Source organism: Roseibium album (assembly GCF_965233825.1).
Classification (GTDB): domain Bacteria; phylum Pseudomonadota; class Alphaproteobacteria; order Rhizobiales; family Stappiaceae; genus Roseibium; species Roseibium album.
On record NZ_OZ247583.1, the window covers coordinates 4,290,624 to 4,311,330 of the forward strand.

Here is a 20,707-nt window from a genome sequence, read left to right on the forward strand (position 1 = left end):
CTCCGGGGCAACCGAAGAACAAGGCGACGTCAATGAAATTCTGGCTCGGAATAACGGCAATAGTGATTGGAATTCTTGCCCTCATTGCTCTGATCTGGTTCGGAGGGCCTTTTCTTGGCATTGCCGGCGTGCGCCCGTTTGAACCGCTCTGGGTGAGACTGCTGCTGATCTTTTTGATCCTTCTCACGATCGGTGGCTGGACCGGGTACAGAATTTACAAGCGTATTGCGGCCAACAGGGCCCTGGAACAGGAGATTCTTCAGCCAAAGGCGAGTGAAGAGGATCTCCAGATCCTGTCTGAGCGCATGAAAGATGCGCTGAAGACCCTGAAGACAGCCAGCGGCAACACGCGCACATATCTCTATGATTTACCCTGGTACCTGATGATTGGCCCTCCGGGCGCAGGCAAGACCACGGCTTTGATGCATTCCGGGCTGAAGTTCGCCAACTCCAGAGGAAAGGGCGAAGCGCAGAAACTCGAAGGTCTTGGTGGAACGCGCTTTTGCGATTGGTGGTTTGCTGAAAACGCAGTTCTGATCGATACAGCCGGCCGCTACACGACACAGGATTCCGACGAAGAACACGATCGGGAAGCGTGGCTTGGTTTTCTGAACATTTTGCGCAAGGCCCGACCACGACAGCCGGTCAACGGGGTCATGGTTTCGATCAGTCTGGAAGACCTGATGACGCTTTCGGACGCGGAACTCAAGGAGCATACAGACGCGATCCGGGCGCGGCTGATTGAACTTTACAAGACATTGAAGATCGACTTCCCGGTCTATGTCATCTTCACGAAAGCCGATACGGTTGCCGGTTTCATGGAGTTTTTCGGATCCTATCCGGAAAGCCGACGGAATCTCGTCTGGGGCGCAACTTTTCAGACGCGCGAAAAGAACAAGAACATGGTCGCCGAGACTCCGGCGGAATTCGATCTTTTGATCGAACGCCTGAATGAGGAACTTGCAGACAGGCTTCAGGAGGAACCCGATCCGCGGGCGCGCCTGATGCTGTATGGTTTCCCGACACAGGTTGCGGCGCTCAGGGACCGGATAACCGGATTTCTAAATGCCATATTCGAACCCAGCCGGTACTATCCGAATGCTGTTCTGCGCGGGTTCTACTTCACATCGGGAACCCAGACAGGAACCGCGATAGACCGGGTTATCGGGTCCATGAGCCAGGCGTTCGGTACCTCGTACCAGGCGGCCGCGCTTTCGGGGCAGGGCAAGAGCTATTTTCTTCGCGATTTGCTCAACCAGGTCATCATAGGGGAAGCCGGTTGGGTCACGCATAATCGTCGAGTGGTCCGAATGGCGACGGCTGCCAGAATTGCAGCCTACACCGTGATTGTCCTGGCGACCCTGGGGCTGGGGAGTTTGTGGACGATCAGTTACCTGAACAACCGGGCTCTGATCGATGAAACGGCAAAGGCTGTGGCTGCAGTCCGCGCGGAAGGTGAGGGTGTTCTTGAACAAAGGGTCGTGCGCGATGATAGCTTGCGCGATTCTGCTTACATTCTCTCGCTGCTGCGCAGTCTTCCGGTAGGCTATGATACCCGAAACGATCCGACGCCTTTCATGGAAAAATTCGGGTTGAGCCAGCGCGAACGTCTTCAGGCTGCCGGGATCACGTCCTATCGAAGCGGCCTGGAGCGCTTGCTGCGTCCACGCTTGTTGCTTCGGATAGAAAAGCAGATGACAGACGTTCTCGACAACCGGACAGGCCCGGGAGGACAGGACATTGAGTCGCTTTACAATCTGATAAAGCTGTATCGCATGGTCGCCGGTGACGCGCCTGAAATCGACAAGGACCAGATCAAGAATTCTTTCCGAGCTGACTTTCTGCAGAGTTTCCCCGGACCACAGGGGCAGGTTCTTCGAAACGAACTCAATTCGCACATCACGGCAATGCTGGATCTCGATTTCGGCGGCAATGTGCTGACCGATCAACTCGACGGCGTTCTTGTCGCGGAAGTGCAGCGGGAACTTGGAAGGGTCAGTCTTTCCGAACGGGGCTATGCTCTGTTGAAGTCAAGGTCCAAGGGGCTTGCAAGCGAAGACTGGATCGCGGAGCAACGCGGTGGTCCGGATATGGAAACCGTGTTCGAAACGGAAAACGGCGACACCCTGGACACGGTCCTGGTTGACAGATTCTACACCTATCCGGGCTTTCACCTGTCTGTTCTGCCGAATCTGGCCGGCATCCGGGAAGAGCTTGAACGCGACAGATGGGTATTTGGCGAAATTGGCGAAGTAGACGCTTTTGCCGATCAGTACCAGTCTCTGCCGGCCGAGATCCTGGCGCTCTACACGAAGGATTTCATCGAGGCCTGGGAGGAAGCGCTTGGGAATCTGAAATTCAAGTCCATGCGGAACGACAAGCCGCTCTATACGACGCTTCAAGCTGTCTCGGCGCCGACATCTCCGGTCGTTCAATTGCTGGAAAGCATACGCAATGAGACGTTGCTCACTCAAGACCTGTCGCAGGAGGGCCTGACAGCTTCGCTTGATGGCGGAAACGCAGCGCAGGCCGGCAAGTCGGCAGCACAGAAAGTTTTTCAGCAGTATGTTCTCGATCGGGCTGGTGGCCTGAAACGAATAGGAATTGAAGCCGGTGTTCAGGCGCTGGCACCAGGGGGTGTTTCCGACGCACTTGGCGCTGTAGCCGGTGGTGGCGGCCCGGCGATCATTCCAGGCAAAGGGATCGAGGATCACTTCCGGCCCTATCATGTTCTGGTCGAGGGCGAAAACAGCCGGAAAATTGACGCGCTGTTGGTCAACTTCAAGAATATTCTGGACAATCTTCTGGTTGTTGCAAACAACCCGGTTCAGAGCGAAACCGCGAATTCCAACGTTCAGATCCAGGCATCATTGCTGAGAAGCAACGCGACCCGTTTCCCTCAGCCTTTTGACAAGCTCATTCTCCAGTCTGCCAAGGAGTTCGACGAGGAATTCAAGGAAACCTCGATCACTCAGCTGAACGAAAAGCTCAAGACGCAGGTAGTTGAAGAATGCCGTCGGATCGTGACACGGAATTATCCGTTCACCAATGGACGTTCTGAAGTTCCAATGACGGAGTTCGCCAAACTTTTTTCACCAAACGGCATCATGCAGCAATTCTTCGATCAGAACCTGAAGGCGCTGGTGGATACGTCGTCACGGCCCTGGAACTGGAAACCGGGGGTGGCACAGGCTGACAGGCTTTCAAATGCAACGCTTCGCCAGTTCGAGCGTGCCGATCTGATCAAGCAGGCGTTTTTCCCGACCGGAAACGCGTTTCCCTCGATCGGATTGCAGGTCGTGCCGCGCGCATTGTCCCAGCAGGCTGATGCTGCCAGTCTCGAAGTCAATGGAAACCTCGTGCTTGTGACGCGTGGGCCTGGTTTCAACGCGGATATTGAACCGCTGCCGGCAAGTTTCGACTGGCCGAGCAATACGGCGACCCCGCGTGTTGTGCTGGTAATACAGCCGGAAGTGCCGGGTTACAGATCCCGTCAGGAAATCCACGGTGATTGGGCCTTTTACCGGTTCGTGCGGTCCAACAGGGTCAGCTCTGGCCAGAACAAGTTCGTGATCCGGAAAACCCTGGGTGGCAGGCAGGTGGCATTCACCGTGACACTTCGCACCAAACCAAACCCGTTTTTCCTCTCGGCCGTCGGAGACTTCAAATGCCCGACAAGCTTTTGAAGATTGCCGCATGAGCGGAAAGAAGGGATATTTCGGCAAATTGCCGGACAGGGCCGACTTTGTCGTCGGTAATTGTCCCATGGGATTCTTGAACCTGTGGGAGCCGTTTCTGATGAAGGGACTGGGCAGTTCCAGACAACTCCTCGGCTCTCGATGGGAAGAAACCTATATGACGATGCCCGTCTGGCGTTTTTGGCTGGAACCGGTAGACGGGAGTGCTCCTTTTACCCAGGCAATCGGCGGCGCCCTGATGCCAAGCGTCGACAAGGTTGGTCGAAAGTTCCCCTTAACGATTGCCGTCGCCTCATCTCCTTCTGAAAATGATGATCGACCGTCGGACGACTGGTTTGATGAAGTCGAGGCAGTGCTGCTCGGAGCGCTCGAAGAAGACGCAAGTCTGAAGGATTTTCAGAAGGCAGTCAGTGAGCTCGCCGACATCTCCGGCAGCGGTGGGGCCAAGGACTTAGCAGATGGCAAGTCGTTGGCGGCGGATGCCGGGACAACGGAAAAAATTAACTCGTTGTTCTGGTGCCGGGCAGGCCGGCAAGTGTTTGCTTTCAATTGCGCCGGTTTACCGGACGCAACAGCATTTCGCTGGTTGCTTTTGCCGGAGTCATTCGGTGCAGAAGAAGCCGGCAACAAATTGGTAGGGAAAGACCATGGGCGATACCATCCGGAGGATCATCGAACATGATGCAGCCAGAACATGAGGCAGTGCGGGGACTTTCAATCGGACTTACACATGTGGGGTGTGTACGTGACGAAAATCAGGACGCATTCTTTTGTGATGAATCAAAAGGTATATTCGCCGTTATGGATGGCGCCGGCGGCATGAAGGGAGGAGCGATTGCGTCCAATCTTGTCAAGGATGCGCTCACGACAATAAGGATGCCATTGAGTGCGGTGGATCTTCTGGACCAGTTCGAAGGTCGCGTCATCGATGCCAAGGAGCAAATTGAGAGAGCTTCGACCAATGCCAACGGCGCAGCCATGGGAACGACCATTGCGGCCCTTCTGACTTTTGAATCCAACTTCGCATGTCTCTGGGCCGGTGACAGCCGGGTCTATCGGTTCAGGAGCGGCCAGATGGAGCAACTGACAACTGATCATACCGAAGTTCAGGAACTTGTTGACCAGAACGTATTGACCGAAGAAGAAGCAAGAAACTTCGCCAGAAGGCACGTGATCACAAGGGCAATAGGGTCGGGCCTGGATCTCGAACTTGAGCTTGTATCCGGAAACCTCAGGGCTGGAGATCGATTCTTGTTGTGTTCCGACGGACTGACCGGACATCTCGAGGACGCGGTGATTGAAACTTTCCTGATGGAAGGTGCTCAAAGGTCGGCAGCGAGGGGATTGCTGGACGGTGCGTTGGAAAAGGGTGGAACTGATAATGTGACAGTCGTTATCGTGGACATAGATCGTATCTCTCGGGGTGAAGGAGAAGCCCGCTGATGAATCCTGACGACCATTTGTTGCCTGGTGGTACTCGGCTCAACAATCTTTATGAAATTGAAGAGCATATCGCCGACGGTGGTATAGGGACAGTGTACCGTGCCCGGGACGTGGAAAGCGGGGATCCGGTCGCGATCAAGATCTTGCTGGCCAATTTTGCCAAGGATCCCATGATCCTCGACCTGTTCAAGCGCGAAGCCAAAATTCTGCGCAAGCTGAAACACGATGCATTGACGCAGTACTTTGTTTTCGCAAAGGAACCGACGCTCGGCGTTTATTACCTGGCGATGGAATTCGTTGGCGGGCCCTCTTTGAAAACACGGCTGGAGGCGGGGCCGCTCGAGCCCGAGGCGGTTTACAGACTTGTCGTCAGACTGGCCTCCGCATTGCAGGCGGTCCATGATCGGGAAGTCATCCATCGCGATTTGTCGCCGGACAATATCATTCTTCAAAACAGTGATGTCGGTCAGGCAAAAATCATAGACTTCGGAATTTCCCGTGCGAACAAGGCCGGACCCACAATCATCGGCGACGGACTCGCTGGCAAGATAAACTACATGTCTCCCGAGCAGGTTGGCCTGTTTGGTGGCAAGGTCACGGCGAGAAGCGATATATATTCATTGGGGCTCGTGATTGCCGAAAGCCTGACAGGCAGGCAGACGGACATGGGCGGTACCCAGGTTGAAATGGTGGAAAAGCGTCGGATTGTTCCCTCGCTCGACGGTGTCGACAATCGTTTTCGGCCGCTGCTTGAGGCAATGCTCCAACCGGACCCGGCACACCGACCGTCGTCGATGTCAGAAATCGCGGAATGGACGCTTGGGGCGCCCATGCGCCTGCCCGTCGAGGACAAAACGATTATCAGGTCGTCCGAACCTCCTCCGGAGCAGTCTGTTCTGGACGAGCCACCTTCGCCGGTCCGGTGGGGGCGCCGGGTACTCGTTGCATTTTCCCTGCTGGGATTTGCGGGCGTCGGTGCAGCAGCTGTTTACTTCGTCGTCGGGCAAAACCTGCCGGAGCAGAATCAGAAGCCGGTTCTTGTGGCACAGCCTCGTGACAATGCGCCGGACAGGCCCGCCCAACCAACGGATCAGAACAATACTGACGTCGCGCAGGGCGGTAACGATATCAACGTGGATTCGTCCGGCAACTCTGGCCAGGATACCCAACCGGTTCTGCCGGATCCGCGAATCGAGAACCCGCCTGTCAAGGACTCGACTGACATTGCCGTATCGCCGCCCGTCTTGCCGGACAATGATTTGCAGAATGGGACCCAGCCGGATGAGACTTTGAAACCGGCAGACCGTATCCGGAATTACGTCAGCAACTACCAGGCCGGCGACTGCATGTATTTGCAACCCGTCCAGGTCGCCGGCAATTCGGCCGAGATCGAGGGGTTCGCGTCAAGAACGCCACCTTTTATCACATTCGACAGCGATTTTACCCAGTCGCAGGGGTTTGAAGCCAAGATACAGGTGAACCTTGTCAGCGATGCACAATGTCCCGCCATCGCATTCCTGCGGGCCACACCACAGGGAAATGAAAAGACCGAACTCCAGCTTGATATGCAGCGAACCGTGGTACCGAACGGAGAAAACATGGCCGGTCGTATTTCCGGTTACGATCCGTCGACGGGTGAACTCGGGCTTTTGTTCGTGTCGAGCACCGGTCAGGTTGTCAACCTGTCTCCATATCTGCAGTCGGATGACGGCGGGGCAGGGTTCGTCGTACCGTTGAGTCTGAAAACGCTCTCGGAAGAAACCGGATTGATCATTTCAATGGTGGGCAGAGATCTTGTTGCGAACCTGTCCGGGCGCCAGGAAAAGCAGGCAGGTGCCTATTTTAACGCGCTCATGCAGGACTTGCCGATCTTGCGGGCGACGGCAACGACAGTCAAAGTGGTGCCATGAGTTGCGGTGTTCGGGTGGGAAGTGAATTGAAACAGCAATGAAACGCTACACGAAGCCGATCCACGTACCCAAGCCGTTGGCTCATCGTAGAGCGGACAGTTCACTGGCCTTGATCAACGTCGTGTTCCTGCTGCTTCTGTTTCTGCTTGTTGCCGGAACTCTACGTCCGCCGCTTCCCGACGAATTCGAGTGGGCGGAAACGAGTTCTGAGTCGGGCAAGGGCAACATCCAGAACAGCCTTGTCCTGACGCGATCTGGTAGTCTTTGGTTTGCTGGGACTGAACTCGACGAACAGGGGCTGATTGACTATCTGGCACAATCCCCTGAATTCAAGAACAACATGTCCGTCCAGGTCGACCGCCGGGCAAAGATGGAAGCGGTCGCGCAGCTTGCGCAACAGATGCGATCTGCAGGTGTGAAGAACCTGTCTTTCATTGCCATTGAAGCGAATGAACCGTGACAGCCGCTGTTTACAATCAGGCCGGTGAACCACATATCCCCGCTTTGGTCTGGACGGCTGTTCTCGGGCTGTCGGTTGCCGCCCACCTGGTTTTCCTGATTTACGGCCTGCCGCAACTCACCTGGCAGTCCGCAGATCCTCCGGAACCGGTCGAAACGAAAATTGTCATTCAGAGCGAAGATCTGGTCTTTGAATCTGCCGATGCGGTGAAGTCTGTAGTGTCCGAGGCAGCGATACCCGATGCAGCAGCCATCCAGGCGAACGAAACGGCAGCCGACGCCGTCATTCCCTTGTCGCCGGAGCAGGCAATACCGAATGGCAGTGAAACCGTCAGACCTGAGGCAACAAAGGCAGCTGACACAGCCACTGTTTTGCCTGAGACGCTGGCACCGTTTTTAGCCGATAGCAGCGATCCTGTTGCGCCTGAACAACTCGATTCCAATTCCGCTCAGCCGGTGTCCACTCCTTCGGTTGACGCCGTCGCTGCCGTTGCCGTTGAGACCATTTCTGAACAAACGCCGGAGGCTCTTGAAGCTGCCAATCAGCAGACCTTAGCCGTGACACCACCGGAGACGGTCGTTGTCGCAGGCCAATCGAATGTGACCGAAATAGTGCAAGCGGCGCCGGAAGAAACCGCGCTTGATGTTGTGCAACAGGTACAGGATCCTGCAACGCCCGAAAGCCAGATTGTTGAAACACTTGCACCGACCTCCGAGGCGGCAAATCCGCTCCCGGTTGACGTCGCGGCGGTAGTGCCGTCTCAGGTTCAGCCTGCAGACATCAGCTCCTCGACGACAACTCGCCCTGCGCAATCGAGCACAGAATCAGTCGTGGTAGCCAGTCAAACGGTAACGCCGAGCACAAGTTCAGCTGTTGTCACCACATCAAGCTCGACGGTTGCACCGGTGTCGTCCGCTCCCGTTGCATCCAGTCCTGTTGTCGTTTCAAGCAATTCTTCTGCGAGCCAGGTGTCTGCGGTTGTCGTTCCAAGTTCAAGTGCCAGCCCGGTTCAGGTTCAAAGCGGAACCGTGAAACCTGTCCGGCCCGTTGAGGAACAGATTGCTGCCGTTCAACCGTCAGAAGTGGATCTTCCTGCTCTAAATCCAAGCGATCCGAACCCGTCCAACGTACCTGCTGCGCCTGTATCGTCTGATCCCACGGCCAACGTGCCACCAGATGAAGTTGCCACGATTGATCCACTGGCAAATGTTTCGGCTTATGTTGCCAACTACGATGCGGGAAACTGCGCGCATCTTTCAGTGATGTCGGCTGGAACGGACACCGCGCGCGTGACCGCGTTTGGATCTGCAATCGATCCGTTCGTTCTTTTTGATCAACGTTTCACGACTGATCAGGGATATGGTGCTGATATTGAAGTGCGTCTGGTCACAGGTCGTCAATGTGCCCTTCTTGATGCACTTGGTGTTTCAAACGGAGTTGAAGCGCCTGGTCTTGTGGAGCTGGACAGGACCGTCGTGACAAGCGGTACAAGGGTTTCCGGTGTGATCCAGCGGGACTTGCCACTCGGACGTATTGCGCAGGCGGAAGAGGCAGGTCTTGAACTGGACGGAAAGGGACCGCCGGAGCTCTATCTTATTGACGATGCCGGTCAGATCCATGATGGCAGGAGCTTCGTCCGGGTTCAGACGAGTACAGCGACATTGGGTGGCTGGCGATTTTCAATCCCGGTTACGCTGATAACCGGTGGCCAGAGCGAAACCGCGCTGATCCTGGCCGTCTGGAACAGGCCCAAGCAAAAACAGCCAGGCTCGTTTGGCAGGCTTCCGGCAGAACGGATTGCGAATGTTCTGGCGTCACCGGGCGTTTACTCCCTCTCTGCGTTCAAGGTTTCACGATGAGGGAGACTGGTTGCTCGTTGCACCGGCTGTGAAGACACCCGTCAGAAGCACCTCAAGAGCTGCGCGCTCTTTTTCAAGTCTTGTCTCGAACCACGTCACCGCAACAGATACCGGTATGGCAACCGCAAGACCGCAGGCTGTTGTCAGAAGAGCAACCCAGATCCCGCCCGCAAGTGTGCCCGGGTTGGCGGAAGATCCGGATTCCTGCAGTGTCTGGAACGTCTCGATCATCCCGAGCACGGTCCCGAGCAAGCCAAGCAGGGGGGCAATCTGGGTGACGAGATCGAGTGCCTTCAGCCAACTGGCGAGCCCGAAAAGTCGGTCGGCGGCTCTGGCGGAAATCTCTTCGCGCAGGCGTTCTTCGCGAATGTCCCGTTCCTGCGAACTCAATGGCTGACCGTCCAGTTTCTGGATCGCTTCCATGGCGCTCCGGACAAGGGCAGCCGAAAGCGAACGGTCCTTCAGCAGAGCCTGCGTTGCCTTGGAACGCTCTCCGGTTCGCCACATCGTCACTGCCTGTCTCACAAGACTGTGCCGACCGACACGGGCATTGGAAAGCTGGAAAGCCTTGGCAAGGATGACTGCGAGCGCGAGCACGGAAATCCCCAGGAGAACAAGGACAACAGGTCCTCCCAGTTCAAGCAGGGAAGAAGACGATTCAACCATTCAGCGACAGCTCCAGACTGTGTGTGCGGAAACGATCAGTCACCGAACTGGATTGGAGTGCGGTTCTTGAGGTCCAGAAGATCGGGGCAGTATACATCCGTGACACTTGCAGGGACGCAGTTCAGTACGTCATTGATGTGCAATCTGGACAGGCCATCGCATGCCTTGCCAGCCAGGTCGAATTGCAGAACTTTTGTCTTGCCTGCAGAAATACGGGAGAAATCGAGGCGCAGGAACTGGTCGACGAGCCCCTCGGTGTTAAAGGCGACAATTTCCAGACCCAATTGATTTATCGGACGTTCAAGTCCGTTGGTCGCAATGATCGAAAGCCGGCAACCGCCGTCCTGTGTTGGCTGGACATGATTGAGTTCGAGACTGATCTTACCGGCTGGCTCCTGTGCGTGCGCAGGTGCTGCAATCGCAGCGCAAAGATAACCAAGCATAAAAAGTTGCGTCGAAAATCGCATTTACAAACCCCCGGAACACTTCAATCCAAACACTTGAGCAACTGGACTTTAAGAACATCTGACACAAAAGTCAGTCATATGACAACAACACTGTCCAGTCTTCAGCCCCTTCTGTCTCAATCTTGAAAAAATCCGCTTCGATCAATCCCCGTTGCCAGCACTGATCTCCGTCGAACAGGACAAATTTCTCTTCGCGGATACAAAGCGTCACATCGCCGCCGAGCCTGCTCTCGCCAAAGCCGTCGGAGACATGAAGGTAGTAGTTGCTGGCCTTCAGCGGTTCCTGAAGGACCTGGCTGCAGGCATTGGACGTGATTGTCCACCATCCTTCGGTCCGTAAACCGTCTTCCGTGTCATAGCCTATCGCCACATTCACGAGATCGACGGATCCATTGCAGACCCTGAGTCCTGCCTGAGCCGCCTGAGGAACCAGCACGCAGGCAAACAGCAGAAGAAAGAGCCGGGTTGCCGTGTTGGTCTTCTTCCTTGCGACGCGCGGTCGGAAAATGGATTGAAAGGCCGTTGCCATGAATTGTCACTCGAAGTCATTGATGATTTCACGCTAAGCAAGTGAGAGCCTTGGGTCAATTTGCCTTTTTTCATTGTGGTTTGAGCGCAACTGCTGGAAAGTGGCGGTCAGAGTTGCCGGAAATTGCAAGAACCAGAAGCCGCAGATGATTCAGATCCACAACCCGGTAGGAAAGCGCAGGCGCATCCCGTTGACGCCGCTGATCGACGTGATTTTCATCCTCGTGATGTTTTTCCTGCTCTCGTCAACATTCGGTATCTGGCGTCCGCTCGATGTTGCCCTTGGGAGTGGCGAAAGTGTTGGCGCCGCCGAAAATTCGCGAACTTCCACTGCTCCGGCTGTTCTCATCGTCCTGAAAATGGGAGCGGGTTCGGATATCCCGGAACTGATCGTGAATGGTCTGCCGGTACCCCATGGTGAACTTGGAAGCGAACTGAACCGTCTGGCTGCAGCGGGGGCTGAAACCGCCGTTCTTGTCCCGCACAAAGCAACCGATTTCCAGCAGGTGGTTCATATTCTCGATGCCGCAAAGGCAACGAACATGAAACGTGTGAGTTTGAAACTCGATTGAATGCGTAAAGTGAAGACATGAAAAAAATCGGCCCGGTGAATCACCGGGCCGAACTCGTGTCTGTGGCTGAAGTCAGCGACCGATCGCGCCGCCAAGAATTCCACCGACTACGCCGCCGATAAAGGCAGCGCCTGCGGGGTTGAGACCACCACCACCGTTATTGGTACGACGCGTCGTGTTGGTCGTGCGTTGCGGAGTGGTGTTCGCCCGGCGTGTTGTTGTGCTGCGGGACGTGGCGGCCGCCTGCTGCTTGCGTTTGATCTCTGCAATATAGGCCGTGTACTGAGCCGTTGTTTGCGAGTTCAGCAGGAGATGTTGTGCCGCGGTGAAGAACCCGGTCGGAACCATTCCGTTTTGCGTCTGCCAGGCAACGACACCGGCTCTGGTCTTGGGACCAAAAGCACCGTCGGGGCGCCCGACATTGTGTCCGGCAAGGTTCAGCCGTGTCTGCACTTCCCGCCGTGCAGTCCGGTTCCAGCCAAGAGCAGCTTCCGTCTCGGCCGTTCCCGGGATCGCAGTCTGCGGGTTCGGCAGTGACGCGGCAGCACCGTTTGTCGGGTTCGCAGCAGCGGCGGCACCAGGTGTTGTGGCCGGATTGACCGCAGCAACCTGCGCACCGTTGCTCAGACGCTTGATCGAGTTGCGAGCAAAATCCGCAAACGTACCTTTCGGGTAGGCCGCCAGGTAGGATTCGTAGTCGGCCACCGTGTCACTGGACTTTGCAGCTTCCCAGATCAGCTTCTCACGTTCCCAATCGAGATTGGGCTGGGAAGTGGTCGCCGCCGCTGACACAGCCGCATTGGTGACGGCCTGGTCCGGAACTGTGGTTGTGGTCGTGCCCAGTGAAGCCACTTCCGTGCCTTCCGCCGAAGCAGTTGACTTGTTCAGGAACACTTCGCCGATCAGGGAAGCGTTCACCCACGGACGCTGGCGTTTTTCCGTCGCGTCATAGACGTCACCGGTCACCCGGGTCATTACTGTCTGGATAGACGCATTCGGCGTATCGATATGGCGGATAAGGGCAGAGGTGAACGGAGAATTCTTGCCGTCGCCGTCAAGGGCTACATCGCCGGGGCTGGTTGCAAATGCAATCACGGAACCTTCGCCACCGGTTTCCTCAACCTTGATTTCCGCAAGTCCCGAACCGAGGTTTGCCGAACGGCTTGGGCCCATACGGCGCGCAAGCGTGCGTGCCAGTGGATTGTCGCGGCAGGCGTCCAGGAAAACCATCTGCACCTTCACGTCCTTGGACATCTGGCGCATGATGAAGTCGACCGAGATCGTTTCAAAATCGAGCGAGGTTTCGTCCTCGATCTTGGCGTCGATCGGGATCAGAAGGTTCTGTCCGCCTACCTGCATGCCATGGCCGGCGTAGAACAGAACCGCGATCTCGGCCCCGTAGGCCTTCTTCGCGAAATCCAGCACGGACCGGCGCATGTCGTTATAAGTCTGGTCCTGACCCGCCACGACTTCAAAACCGAGGCTGCGCAATTTGGCGGCCATCAGTTCCGCGTCATTCGACGGGTTCGGAAGCGGTATCGTGTGTTCGTATGCGCCGTTGCCGATTACCAGGGCAACGCGCTTGGCGAGTGCCGGGGCAGTCCCTGCTATCAGTATTGCCAGCACGGCGATCATTCGTGTGAACATTTCCTGTCCTCTCGTAAGATCATTGTTGCCTGTCGGTTAATCCGATCATTATCTTGAGGCCTGTTTCCTCTTGTTTATAGAGCTAACCCCAGCGGCATTAAATGTTCTGTAATACGTGTCACAACTATTCGTTTTGGTGAAATTCGTCTTAAATGAAACGGAACCCTGCCAGGCCAATTAGCTCCACCGTCCAAATTCCGACGGCATTATATCAAGGTTTCCCGGCAGTTCCACGTTTCCTAACGTTACCCCTAATTTTTTTGTATCAAATACGTGTCAACACGGCAGAGCGCACTGCCTTGCTGGCGAGACGGTGTTCTTTGTTGCGGAACTGCAGCAGTCGCACCGCGACAGACGTGACGGAGATCACGCTTTGTACCGGGCATGGTCTGGTAGAATGCCTTTGTTCTGGTGTTGGCCTGCTGGTCACGCAATCAGGAAATCGTGGAGGCAGTTCTTATGGCGGGTCGGTCCGATATTCTCAAGCATATGAAAAAGGCGCATGTCGGCGTCTTTCAATCCGCCGCACGGCTTTACCATGTCGCAATTCTCGTCAGGCGAACCAATACCGCTTCGCTACAGCATATCGGTGAGGGCTATGCCGTCCCCAAGCCACTTGATTGCAAGGCCAAAACTGCAGATTTCGATGTCGTCCCTCGCGGCAGCCGGCTGCCGGAGGCCAGAAGAGGGTCTATTGCCGGGCTTGTCGTCGATCCGACGCTTTTCGGTGAACGGGCGTACAAGGATGGAAAATATCCCAAGGCACTGGCGGCCTGGCGGTCCTTTTCCAGCCAGTTGAGACCGGAAATGGCAACTTATGAACAGCAGAAGAACATAGCTTTCATCATCCCGAACAGCGGCCGCTATTTCGTGGAGCGCAATCCGGAAGATCCTTACTTCGGCTGCGTCAAGTTTTCACCGACCACGATCCTCAGGGAGGGGAAATGTGTCCATGGTGATTTCGATCTCTACGGAATTGTCGACATGGATGCACCGGACCGGATCATCAGGGTCAAGGAAAAGAGACTGGGGCAGATCCACGCCCGCTCGCCGAAATTCATGGACGTGCAAACCTTCGTCAACAGCCGGCTCGGCGTGAACATGATCCTTCACGGCTCACAGGAGACCTACGCCACGGATCACGAGGACGATGACCTGGATGTGTTTTTCCCTGACGGACGCATCGAATATGCCGGGCCGACTGCAAACGATATCGCGAATTTCTACAGACGGGAATTTCCCGGAAGGGCGTTTTTCGGAATGGATGATCCGGCCCAGGAGATCGAAGGCCGTTTCGTTTCACCATCACGCGCATGAAACTTCAGGCGCGCGGCGCCTGATCATCATGGTCCAATTCTTGGGAAGAAATTGGCACGCCCAACGGGACTCGAACCCGTGTTTCCGCCGTGAAAGGGCGGCGTCCTAGACCGCTAGACGATGGGCGCGCGGTCGACGCGGCTGCGTCGTGGGGAGGCTTATAGGCGGGAATGGTCCTGCCCGCAAGAGCCTTTATTACAATTTTTTGCAGGCCCGATCCCTCGGGCCCGCACTTGTTGAAAACCTGCTGAAATCACCACTCGCCTGTATTGGGCATGGAGGCCCAGGGCTCTTTGATTTCAAGGGCTTCACCCTTCTGCAGCAATTCAAAGGAAATGTTGTCCGGCGAGCGGACAAACGCCATACGACCGTCGCGGGGAGGGCGGTTGATCGTTACGCCCTTGTTCTGCAGGCTTTCGCAGAATGCATAGATGTCATCGACCTCATAGGCCAGGTGCCCGAAATTGCGCCCGCCCGTATACTCTTCCGGATCCCAGTTGAAGGTGAGTTCCAGGAGCGGCGCGGCACTGGCCTTGCCGGCTTCCAGATCGTCTGACCCGGCGAGGAAGACCAGAGTGAAGCGTCCCTTCTCGCTCTCGTGACGGCGAATTTCCGTCATGCCCATCTTGTTGCAATAAAAGTCCAGGGATTCTTCAATGTTGGTTACGCGAACCATCGTGTGCAGATAACGCATAGCTTGTCCTTTTCCTCCACCGAGGGATCTGATCGAAAGGTACCCGACCGGCTCATGACACTTATCACCAGCCTATCCGAAGCTCGAGACTTTCTGGCAAAAATTTACAAGGATGACCGCCTCAGAATTGTGGCGCTGACCGGAGCCGGAATTTCAACTGAATCGGGAATTCCGGATTTCCGGTCCCCTGGAGGGATATGGTCAAGACGCCAGCCGGTTCAATACCAGGACTTCATCTCATCGGAGGATGCCCGCCTGGAAGACTGGGACCGCCGCTTTGAAATGATGGACTTTTTTGAAAAGTCCGAACCCAATGCGGCGCACGAGGCCCTCACGCTGCTCGCGCAAGAAGGCCGCCTGACATGCCTGATCACGCAGAACGTGGATGGGCTTCACCAGGCGGCAGGATTTCCTGAGGACAGGTTGATCGAGATCCACGGCAACTCGACATTTGCCACCTGCCTGGAGTGCGGACGGCGCGCCGGACTTGAAGCGCAGCGGGCCGAGGTGGAGGCGGCGCGAAGCCCGCGCTGCGACGCGTGTGGCGGCTTGTTGAAGGCGGCTGTCATCAGTTTCGGCCAACAGATGCCGGAGGCGAAACTTGAAAGAGCCGTCCAGGCAGCGCGGGAATGCGACCTGTTTCTGGTGCTCGGCTCGTCGCTGGTCGTTCATCCTGCTGCGCAATTGCCGGCGGTTGCGGTGCGCTCCGGCGCTGGCCTGGTGATTCTCAACGGGCAAGAAACGCCGCTCGATTCACTGGCCACTACTGTCATTCGCACACCATTGGCACAAACTTTTGCAAATTTTGGCGAAGAAAATGAGCAAAACCTGTAAATGGTCTGTGGTTAGTTTCACAATTTCGCTTCTCGCAATTAGTCGCAATGTTATCCTTTTATTAGGAATCGGGTGCGAGGTGAGTCGCAAATTGCCTTCGGCCTAATCATGCGGACCTAGAGACGGGACAAAATCGCTATGGGGGTCAAAACCGCACGGGAACCCCGCGCGCTCGAGTCGGTGGCAGATGATGTTGCCGTTGACGTATTCGAGATTGCCGGAACAATAAAGTGGTTCGACGTGGGCAAGGGCTACGGCTTTATCGTACCGGACGACGGTGACGGTGATATCCTGCTACACGTGACTTGCCTCCGGCGCGATGGTTACCAGACAGCTTATGAGGGCGCCCGGGTCGTTTGTGAGGTTCTGGACAGACCCCGCGGTCTGCAGGCATTCCGCATCCTGTCTATGGACGAGACCACGGCGACACACCCCTCGCAATTGCCGCCTTCCAGGACCCATGTTCAGGTCGTGCCCGAAGGCGGGTTCGAAAAGGCGACCGTCAAGTGGTTCAACCGGGTCAAGGGCTTCGGTTTTCTCACCCAGGGCGAGGGCACGGAAGATATCTTCATTCACATGGAAACCCTGCGCCGGTTCGGCATCACAGAATTGCGTCCGGGCCAGAATGTCCAGGTGCGTTTTGGTGAAGGTCCGAAGGGACGCATGGCCGCTGAAATCCGGCCGATGGGAACGGGAACACACATTCCCGCATCGCACTGATCTCACCGGAAAATTTATTCCGTACCTCCCGGCCGGACTTGTTCCGGCCTTTTTGTTTGTCGAACCTGTCGCGCGGTTGTATTTCCGGTGGGTGGTTGGCAGATCGCGTTCACGTGTGTTGATCGGCAAGAGGCAGGGTGCTTCTTGGATGTTGTCCCGTTACCGGGTTTGGAAAGGGTGTCCCGTTGCTTCAGGCTTTTGCGCGTTTGTTCTTGATTGTTGTTCTCGTCATCGGTCCGTCGGTCAAAGCTCTTGCACAAGGTGAGCCTCAACAGCTGCGCCAGGAGGAACTCACCGTCCGTTCCGGTGACACCGAACACCGGTTCCTTGTAGAGATTGCCGCCACTGACCGCGAACGCTCCCGTGGCCTGATGTTTCGGGAAGAGATGGCGGCCGACCACGGCATGCTGTTCATTTTCGACAGCGAGGGTGAGCGCTATTTCTGGATGAAGAACACGCCGCTGCCCCTCGACATTATCTATATAGGCGCAAACGGCGCGATCGTCAGCATTGCAGCCAACACGGTACCCTTTTCCGAAAAGGTCGTTCCCTCGGGCGATCCGGCAAAGTATGTCCTGGAACTCAACGCTGGAACAGCGGCAAAACTCGGCATGGATGTCGGCAATGAGGTTTCCAGTCCGTCGATGTCGGGCAGGTAACATCAGGTCGCTTTCAATCAGGGAGGTTTTTTGCGCTGAACAACGGGGTCGAAAAGCTCTGCCATTCGGTGTTGCTTCGATAAGACATAATAACAGAGGGGCTGTCGGTCTGATATGAAAATACTGGTTTTTGAAGATAGCCGAGCTGCTGAAAGGAATAGCCATGGTGTCTATTTGGTTCGAAAGCCAGAGGGATTCGGTGACAGGATCTTGTTCTATTGCGACGAGTGGATGTGGCTTTGGGACGATATTCGCGAAGTCGGAAGTCCTGACCGCGCCGTAAACGCTCACTTGAACGAGTTGGAACTCGTTGACGCAAATGAATTTCTATCGACCTCTGTTTCGGAAAAAGTGAGCTATGTCCTGGAAATAGAGCCTGCCGGGAAGAGGCGCCTGCCATACGTTCATAAGTAACCGGGCATCGATTGCTTCTTGTCGAGGCGTTTGTTTGCCGAGTTAGATTTGCTGGAGAACAGTCTGGGAACAGGTTTCAGGACTCATTTGTCAGACTTTGTCCACAAAGGACAGATTTTCATGGTCTGTTCTCGCTTGACGGCGGTCATGGAGATAGATAAACCCTTGCAAATCAACGGATCGGGGTATAGCGCAGCCTGGTAGCGCATCTGGTTTGGGACCAGAGGGTCGCAAGTTCGAATCTTGCTGCCCCGACCATTTTTCCCAATGACTTTCTGACTTTTGCCATCGAGACAGTGTCTTGAGGCGGTTGATTCTGCGCATCATCCTGAAACTGCGCCAGTCTAACCGGCAAGCGTCGATGGAGTTCCCGCGAGAGACACTGGTATCAACCCGTGTTGGTAAAGCGGACCTGTGCGGAAAGAGTTACCACCGTCCGACTTGCAGGAACGCCGCGACAATCCCAATCCTGCTCGAGCAATGGTTTCTGAGACACGCACTCGTCAATCGAAAGTCTCAGTTTTCACCTCACGCACCAGCCTGTAGCCACACCTTCCTGACAACGCGACGTCAGTTTGAATTTCAACCGGAAATCGAACAATTTTGGTTGCACGTGACTTCGTACTATTGCTAAGGTTTGGCTAACCTTATCAGGGGTTGCCGTCTGGCAGTCCTGACCGGTGGCCGTGCCTTGAGGCGAGGGGCGGCTGCGGTTGAGCGAAGGGAATGGGGCAAGGTGCACAGAAGCGATTCTGATCTCTCCGGGCGCAAGGAAATTGCATCCGGCGACACGGGTGAAACTGTGCCGACAAACGGTGTGCAAGGAGGCGATAGGTCCGGGTCTAAACAGCCAGCCGGCATCCGCAATTCAGGCCGCATTCTGGTGAGGCTCGCGCGGGATAGCGAGGCGGATTTCACTGCCGCCTTTGACCTCGTCAGGGACGCCCACGAGAGAACCATTTTCCGCGACATTCCGTTTTCCGAGCGCAAGGCGCGCGCCCTGTTCGACAAGGTGGTCCGGCAGCCGGACCAGCACGGCTTGCTGCTCGCGACACTCAATGAGGCAGAAAGGCCGGTCGGCTTTGCCTCGCTCAACGCCGGTGAGTATTTCCTGGGTGAAGGCGCGCTCGTCTGCTCCGTAACCGGGCTTTATTATAGCAGTTCGCTTACCGGGTCGATGCTGGCAGGCAAGGTTGCCCTCCGGCTGATGCAGGCGATCCGGCAATGGGCAAAGGAGCGGCGCTGCAGCCATATTTTGGTGCACGTCACCAATGGCATGAGCGCGTCTGAGAGCGATCAGTTTTTTCGCCGCTGCGGGCTCAGGACTGTTGGAGGGAACTATGTCGAGGTTTTGCAGTAATTGCTATGGTTTACAACTTTTTGCGCAAATGAGAGACGTCAAGTGCAAAGACTCAAACTTGATAAGTCAAAATAGCTAAACTTCGATCAAAGCACGTGTCGAAAAGAACCCCAAAAAAGACTAACGCGGGTGTAGTGAATTCTATGTGTCGACACATTAAGGCAGTCTAGGCGTAAACTCAGGGACACTAGGCATTAGCATTCAAAGACGCAGTTTTAGATGAAAGTGCATGTAAAGTGAAAAAATTTAGCAGACGTAGTTGGCTTTACGCATTCGTTTTCATCTTGATCGAAGTGTTAATTTTTCCTTCAATCGTAAAATCTTCTGAAAACAAGAAAATAAACCCATCCTGGGCGGTTGAAGATCAGGAGATTGAAAACTTTGTAAGAGCAATGATTCAGGTATATCTATTCTATGCAGAGTTAACGAACGAGAATACTAGTGAGCCAAATTTTATTTTTTTATCAGGTCGTGGTTACATTGAAAATGGCCGCATAAATAAAAATCAAGTTCAACAATTTTTTCCAGATATGAGTGACCAAGACATAGAAGAACTTAAGGGGCAATCCGATGTGTGCTTAGTCTTCACGCTTGCCTTTGCAGATCAAAACATTGTTGTGGGTATAAATGACACGAGGTGGTTCGACGACAATGTTAATATTAAATGTTTCCTAGATTTACTTTCTTTCTTTGTAGATGAAGGGGGTGTGGATGAAGTGAAATCCGAAGACATCAGAGAGTATTCACGAAATTTGATTGATAAGATTAGGCGGGATTATAAATGAACGGGGTTATTGGTCGGGTAAACGAAAAGAGTCCCGGTGATTACATTGATTTCGAGAATCTATCAAATGTATTTGATGCTGGAATGATTAGAGAAACAAGTAATGGATTTAGTTATTCATTCTTGAATGCAGGATATATACGTGAAGTAAAAACCTCTTTTATAACCGGCGAATCGACCCGCGGAAGCAAGTATCAAATCTCCCTCGATACGAAAAGAGGTGAGTTTGGCTTTGCGACAGATGGCAAAGTGCATGAATTGAATGCCGCACAAGGCCCCCTGGGTGCATCGATAAACTCCGAGGGGACGATTGGGGTAACGGCGACAGTACCCGTTTCGAAGAATACAAAAGTAGGTGTTTATGCAGATAACAATCTGTTCGATGTTATTTTTAGAACACTGTTGGGTGTGGATAAGGCCTTAACGGAGGCAATTTACACCGAAGCCTTCACCAAAGGTGTAGCTAAGTGCTTCGCCCAGGGAACGCCTATTCCGCTATCGTCGGAAAAGTCCTCGAGTATTGAATTCATAGAAACAGGCGATCTTGTCCTTTCTTTTGATGCAAATATTGACGAAGGCTATGCAACCCTCGTGCCTAAAAGAGTCCTTCGCACTTTCACGAATATTACAGATGAGTGGCTTCGGCTCACTTGGGTTGAGGATGGCGAGGCAAAG

At 54.8% G+C, this 20,707-nt stretch carries 18 protein-coding genes and 2 tRNA genes; 14 read left to right on the forward strand and 6 right to left on the reverse strand.

Annotated elements, in window-relative coordinates:
• Positions 1-32 precede the first annotated feature (32 nt).
• Genes tssM through ACO6TI_RS19575 form a run of 6 tightly spaced genes read left to right on the forward strand, consistent with a single transcriptional unit; the run spans position 33 to position 9,370 of the window.
• On the forward strand, positions 33-3,686 hold the full coding sequence (gene tssM / locus ACO6TI_RS19550; RefSeq protein ID WP_104705429.1) for a type VI secretion system membrane subunit TssM: 3,654 nt from the start codon (positions 33-35) through the stop codon (positions 3,684-3,686).
• Positions 3,687-3,696: 10 nt separating this feature from the next.
• Positions 3,697-4,380: a type VI secretion system-associated protein TagF gene (tagF, locus tag ACO6TI_RS19555; protein ID WP_104705428.1), complete on the forward strand. Its 684-nt coding sequence runs from the start codon at positions 3,697-3,699 to the stop codon at positions 4,378-4,380.
• Entirely contained in the window at positions 4,377-5,141 is a 765-nt protein-coding gene (locus tag ACO6TI_RS19560; RefSeq protein ID WP_196879329.1) for a PP2C family protein-serine/threonine phosphatase, read from the forward strand. Before tagF ends, ACO6TI_RS19560 begins: the two co-directional genes overlap by 4 nt.
• Positions 5,141-7,051, forward strand: a complete 1,911-nt coding sequence (locus ACO6TI_RS19565; RefSeq protein ID WP_104705426.1) for a serine/threonine protein kinase — start codon at positions 5,141-5,143, stop codon at positions 7,049-7,051. The genes ACO6TI_RS19560 and ACO6TI_RS19565 overlap by 1 nt, the downstream gene beginning before the upstream one ends.
• A gap of 37 nt (positions 7,052-7,088) precedes the next feature.
• On the forward strand, positions 7,089-7,511 hold the full coding sequence (locus ACO6TI_RS19570; protein ID WP_196914554.1) for a biopolymer transporter ExbD: 423 nt from the start codon (positions 7,089-7,091) through the stop codon (positions 7,509-7,511).
• Positions 7,508-9,370, forward strand: a complete 1,863-nt coding sequence (locus ACO6TI_RS19575; RefSeq protein WP_422383139.1) for a hypothetical protein — start codon at positions 7,508-7,510, stop codon at positions 9,368-9,370. Before ACO6TI_RS19570 ends, ACO6TI_RS19575 begins: the two co-directional genes overlap by 4 nt.
• Here ACO6TI_RS19575 and ACO6TI_RS19580 read toward each other — a convergent pair.
• The 3 genes from ACO6TI_RS19580 to ACO6TI_RS19590 form a co-directional block, all read right to left on the reverse strand.
• A complete protein-coding gene (locus ACO6TI_RS19580) occupies positions 9,362-10,036 on the reverse strand; it encodes a MotA/TolQ/ExbB proton channel family protein (protein WP_104705424.1) in 675 nt (224 codons plus the stop codon). The genes ACO6TI_RS19575 and ACO6TI_RS19580 overlap by 9 nt on opposite strands.
• 35 nt (positions 10,037-10,071) lie before the next feature.
• Positions 10,072-10,479, reverse strand: a complete 408-nt coding sequence (locus ACO6TI_RS19585; RefSeq protein ID WP_186009662.1) for a hypothetical protein — start codon at positions 10,477-10,479, stop codon at positions 10,072-10,074.
• A 94-nt stretch (positions 10,480-10,573) separates the two neighbouring features.
• Entirely contained in the window at positions 10,574-11,032 is a 459-nt protein-coding gene (locus tag ACO6TI_RS19590; RefSeq protein ID WP_196998737.1) for a DUF1036 domain-containing protein, read from the reverse strand.
• 145 nt (positions 11,033-11,177) lie between these two features.
• Here ACO6TI_RS19590 and ACO6TI_RS19595 point away from each other — a divergent pair, with 145 nt between their 5' ends.
• Entirely contained in the window at positions 11,178-11,603 is a 426-nt protein-coding gene (locus tag ACO6TI_RS19595) for an ExbD/TolR family protein (protein WP_422383140.1), read from the forward strand.
• Positions 11,604-11,675: 72 nt separating this feature from the next.
• On the opposite strand, the gene ACO6TI_RS19600 is transcribed toward ACO6TI_RS19595, so the two are convergent.
• Positions 11,676-13,250 (reverse strand): caspase family protein, encoded by a 1,575-nt coding sequence (locus tag ACO6TI_RS19600; protein WP_196914551.1) that lies wholly within the window; start codon positions 13,248-13,250, stop codon positions 11,676-11,678.
• Between the two features lie 459 nt (positions 13,251-13,709).
• Between ACO6TI_RS19600 and ACO6TI_RS19605 the strand changes: the two genes are divergently transcribed.
• Positions 13,710-14,567 (forward strand): hypothetical protein, encoded by an 858-nt coding sequence (locus ACO6TI_RS19605; RefSeq protein WP_422383141.1) that lies wholly within the window; start codon positions 13,710-13,712, stop codon positions 14,565-14,567.
• 52 nt (positions 14,568-14,619) lie between these two features.
• On the opposite strand, the gene ACO6TI_RS19610 is transcribed toward ACO6TI_RS19605, so the two are convergent.
• Positions 14,620-14,695, reverse strand: a tRNA-Glu gene (locus tag ACO6TI_RS19610).
• Positions 14,696-14,820: 125 nt separating this feature from the next.
• The gene (locus ACO6TI_RS19615) at positions 14,821-15,261 is read right to left on the reverse strand and encodes a VOC family protein (RefSeq protein ID WP_029066009.1); all 441 of its coding nucleotides are present in this window, start codon (positions 15,259-15,261) and stop codon (positions 14,821-14,823) included.
• Positions 15,262-15,315: 54 nt separating this feature from the next.
• On the opposite strand from ACO6TI_RS19615, the gene ACO6TI_RS19620 reads away from it, so the two are divergent.
• The 6 genes from ACO6TI_RS19620 to ACO6TI_RS19645 all read left to right on the forward strand — a co-directional run bounded on the left by ACO6TI_RS19620 (position 15,316) and on the right by ACO6TI_RS19645 (position 20,033).
• Positions 15,316-16,095, forward strand: coding sequence for an SIR2 family NAD-dependent protein deacylase (locus tag ACO6TI_RS19620; RefSeq protein WP_108872512.1), 780 nt, complete (start codon positions 15,316-15,318; stop codon positions 16,093-16,095).
• Between the two features lie 138 nt (positions 16,096-16,233).
• Positions 16,234-16,815: a cold-shock protein gene (locus ACO6TI_RS19625; RefSeq protein WP_422383142.1), complete on the forward strand. Its 582-nt coding sequence runs from the start codon at positions 16,234-16,236 to the stop codon at positions 16,813-16,815.
• 185 nt (positions 16,816-17,000) lie between these two features.
• On the forward strand, positions 17,001-17,474 hold the full coding sequence (locus tag ACO6TI_RS19630) for a DUF192 domain-containing protein (protein ID WP_422383143.1): 474 nt from the start codon (positions 17,001-17,003) through the stop codon (positions 17,472-17,474).
• Positions 17,475-18,069: 595 nt separating this feature from the next.
• Positions 18,070-18,146 (forward strand) — tRNA-Pro (locus tag ACO6TI_RS19635).
• A gap of 478 nt (positions 18,147-18,624) precedes the next feature.
• Positions 18,625-19,248, forward strand: a complete 624-nt coding sequence (locus ACO6TI_RS19640) for a GNAT family N-acetyltransferase (RefSeq protein WP_422383144.1) — start codon at positions 18,625-18,627, stop codon at positions 19,246-19,248.
• Positions 19,249-19,484: 236 nt separating this feature from the next.
• On the forward strand, positions 19,485-20,033 hold the full coding sequence (locus tag ACO6TI_RS19645; RefSeq protein ID WP_422383145.1) for a hypothetical protein: 549 nt from the start codon (positions 19,485-19,487) through the stop codon (positions 20,031-20,033).
• Positions 20,034-20,707: the final 674 nt, after the last annotated feature.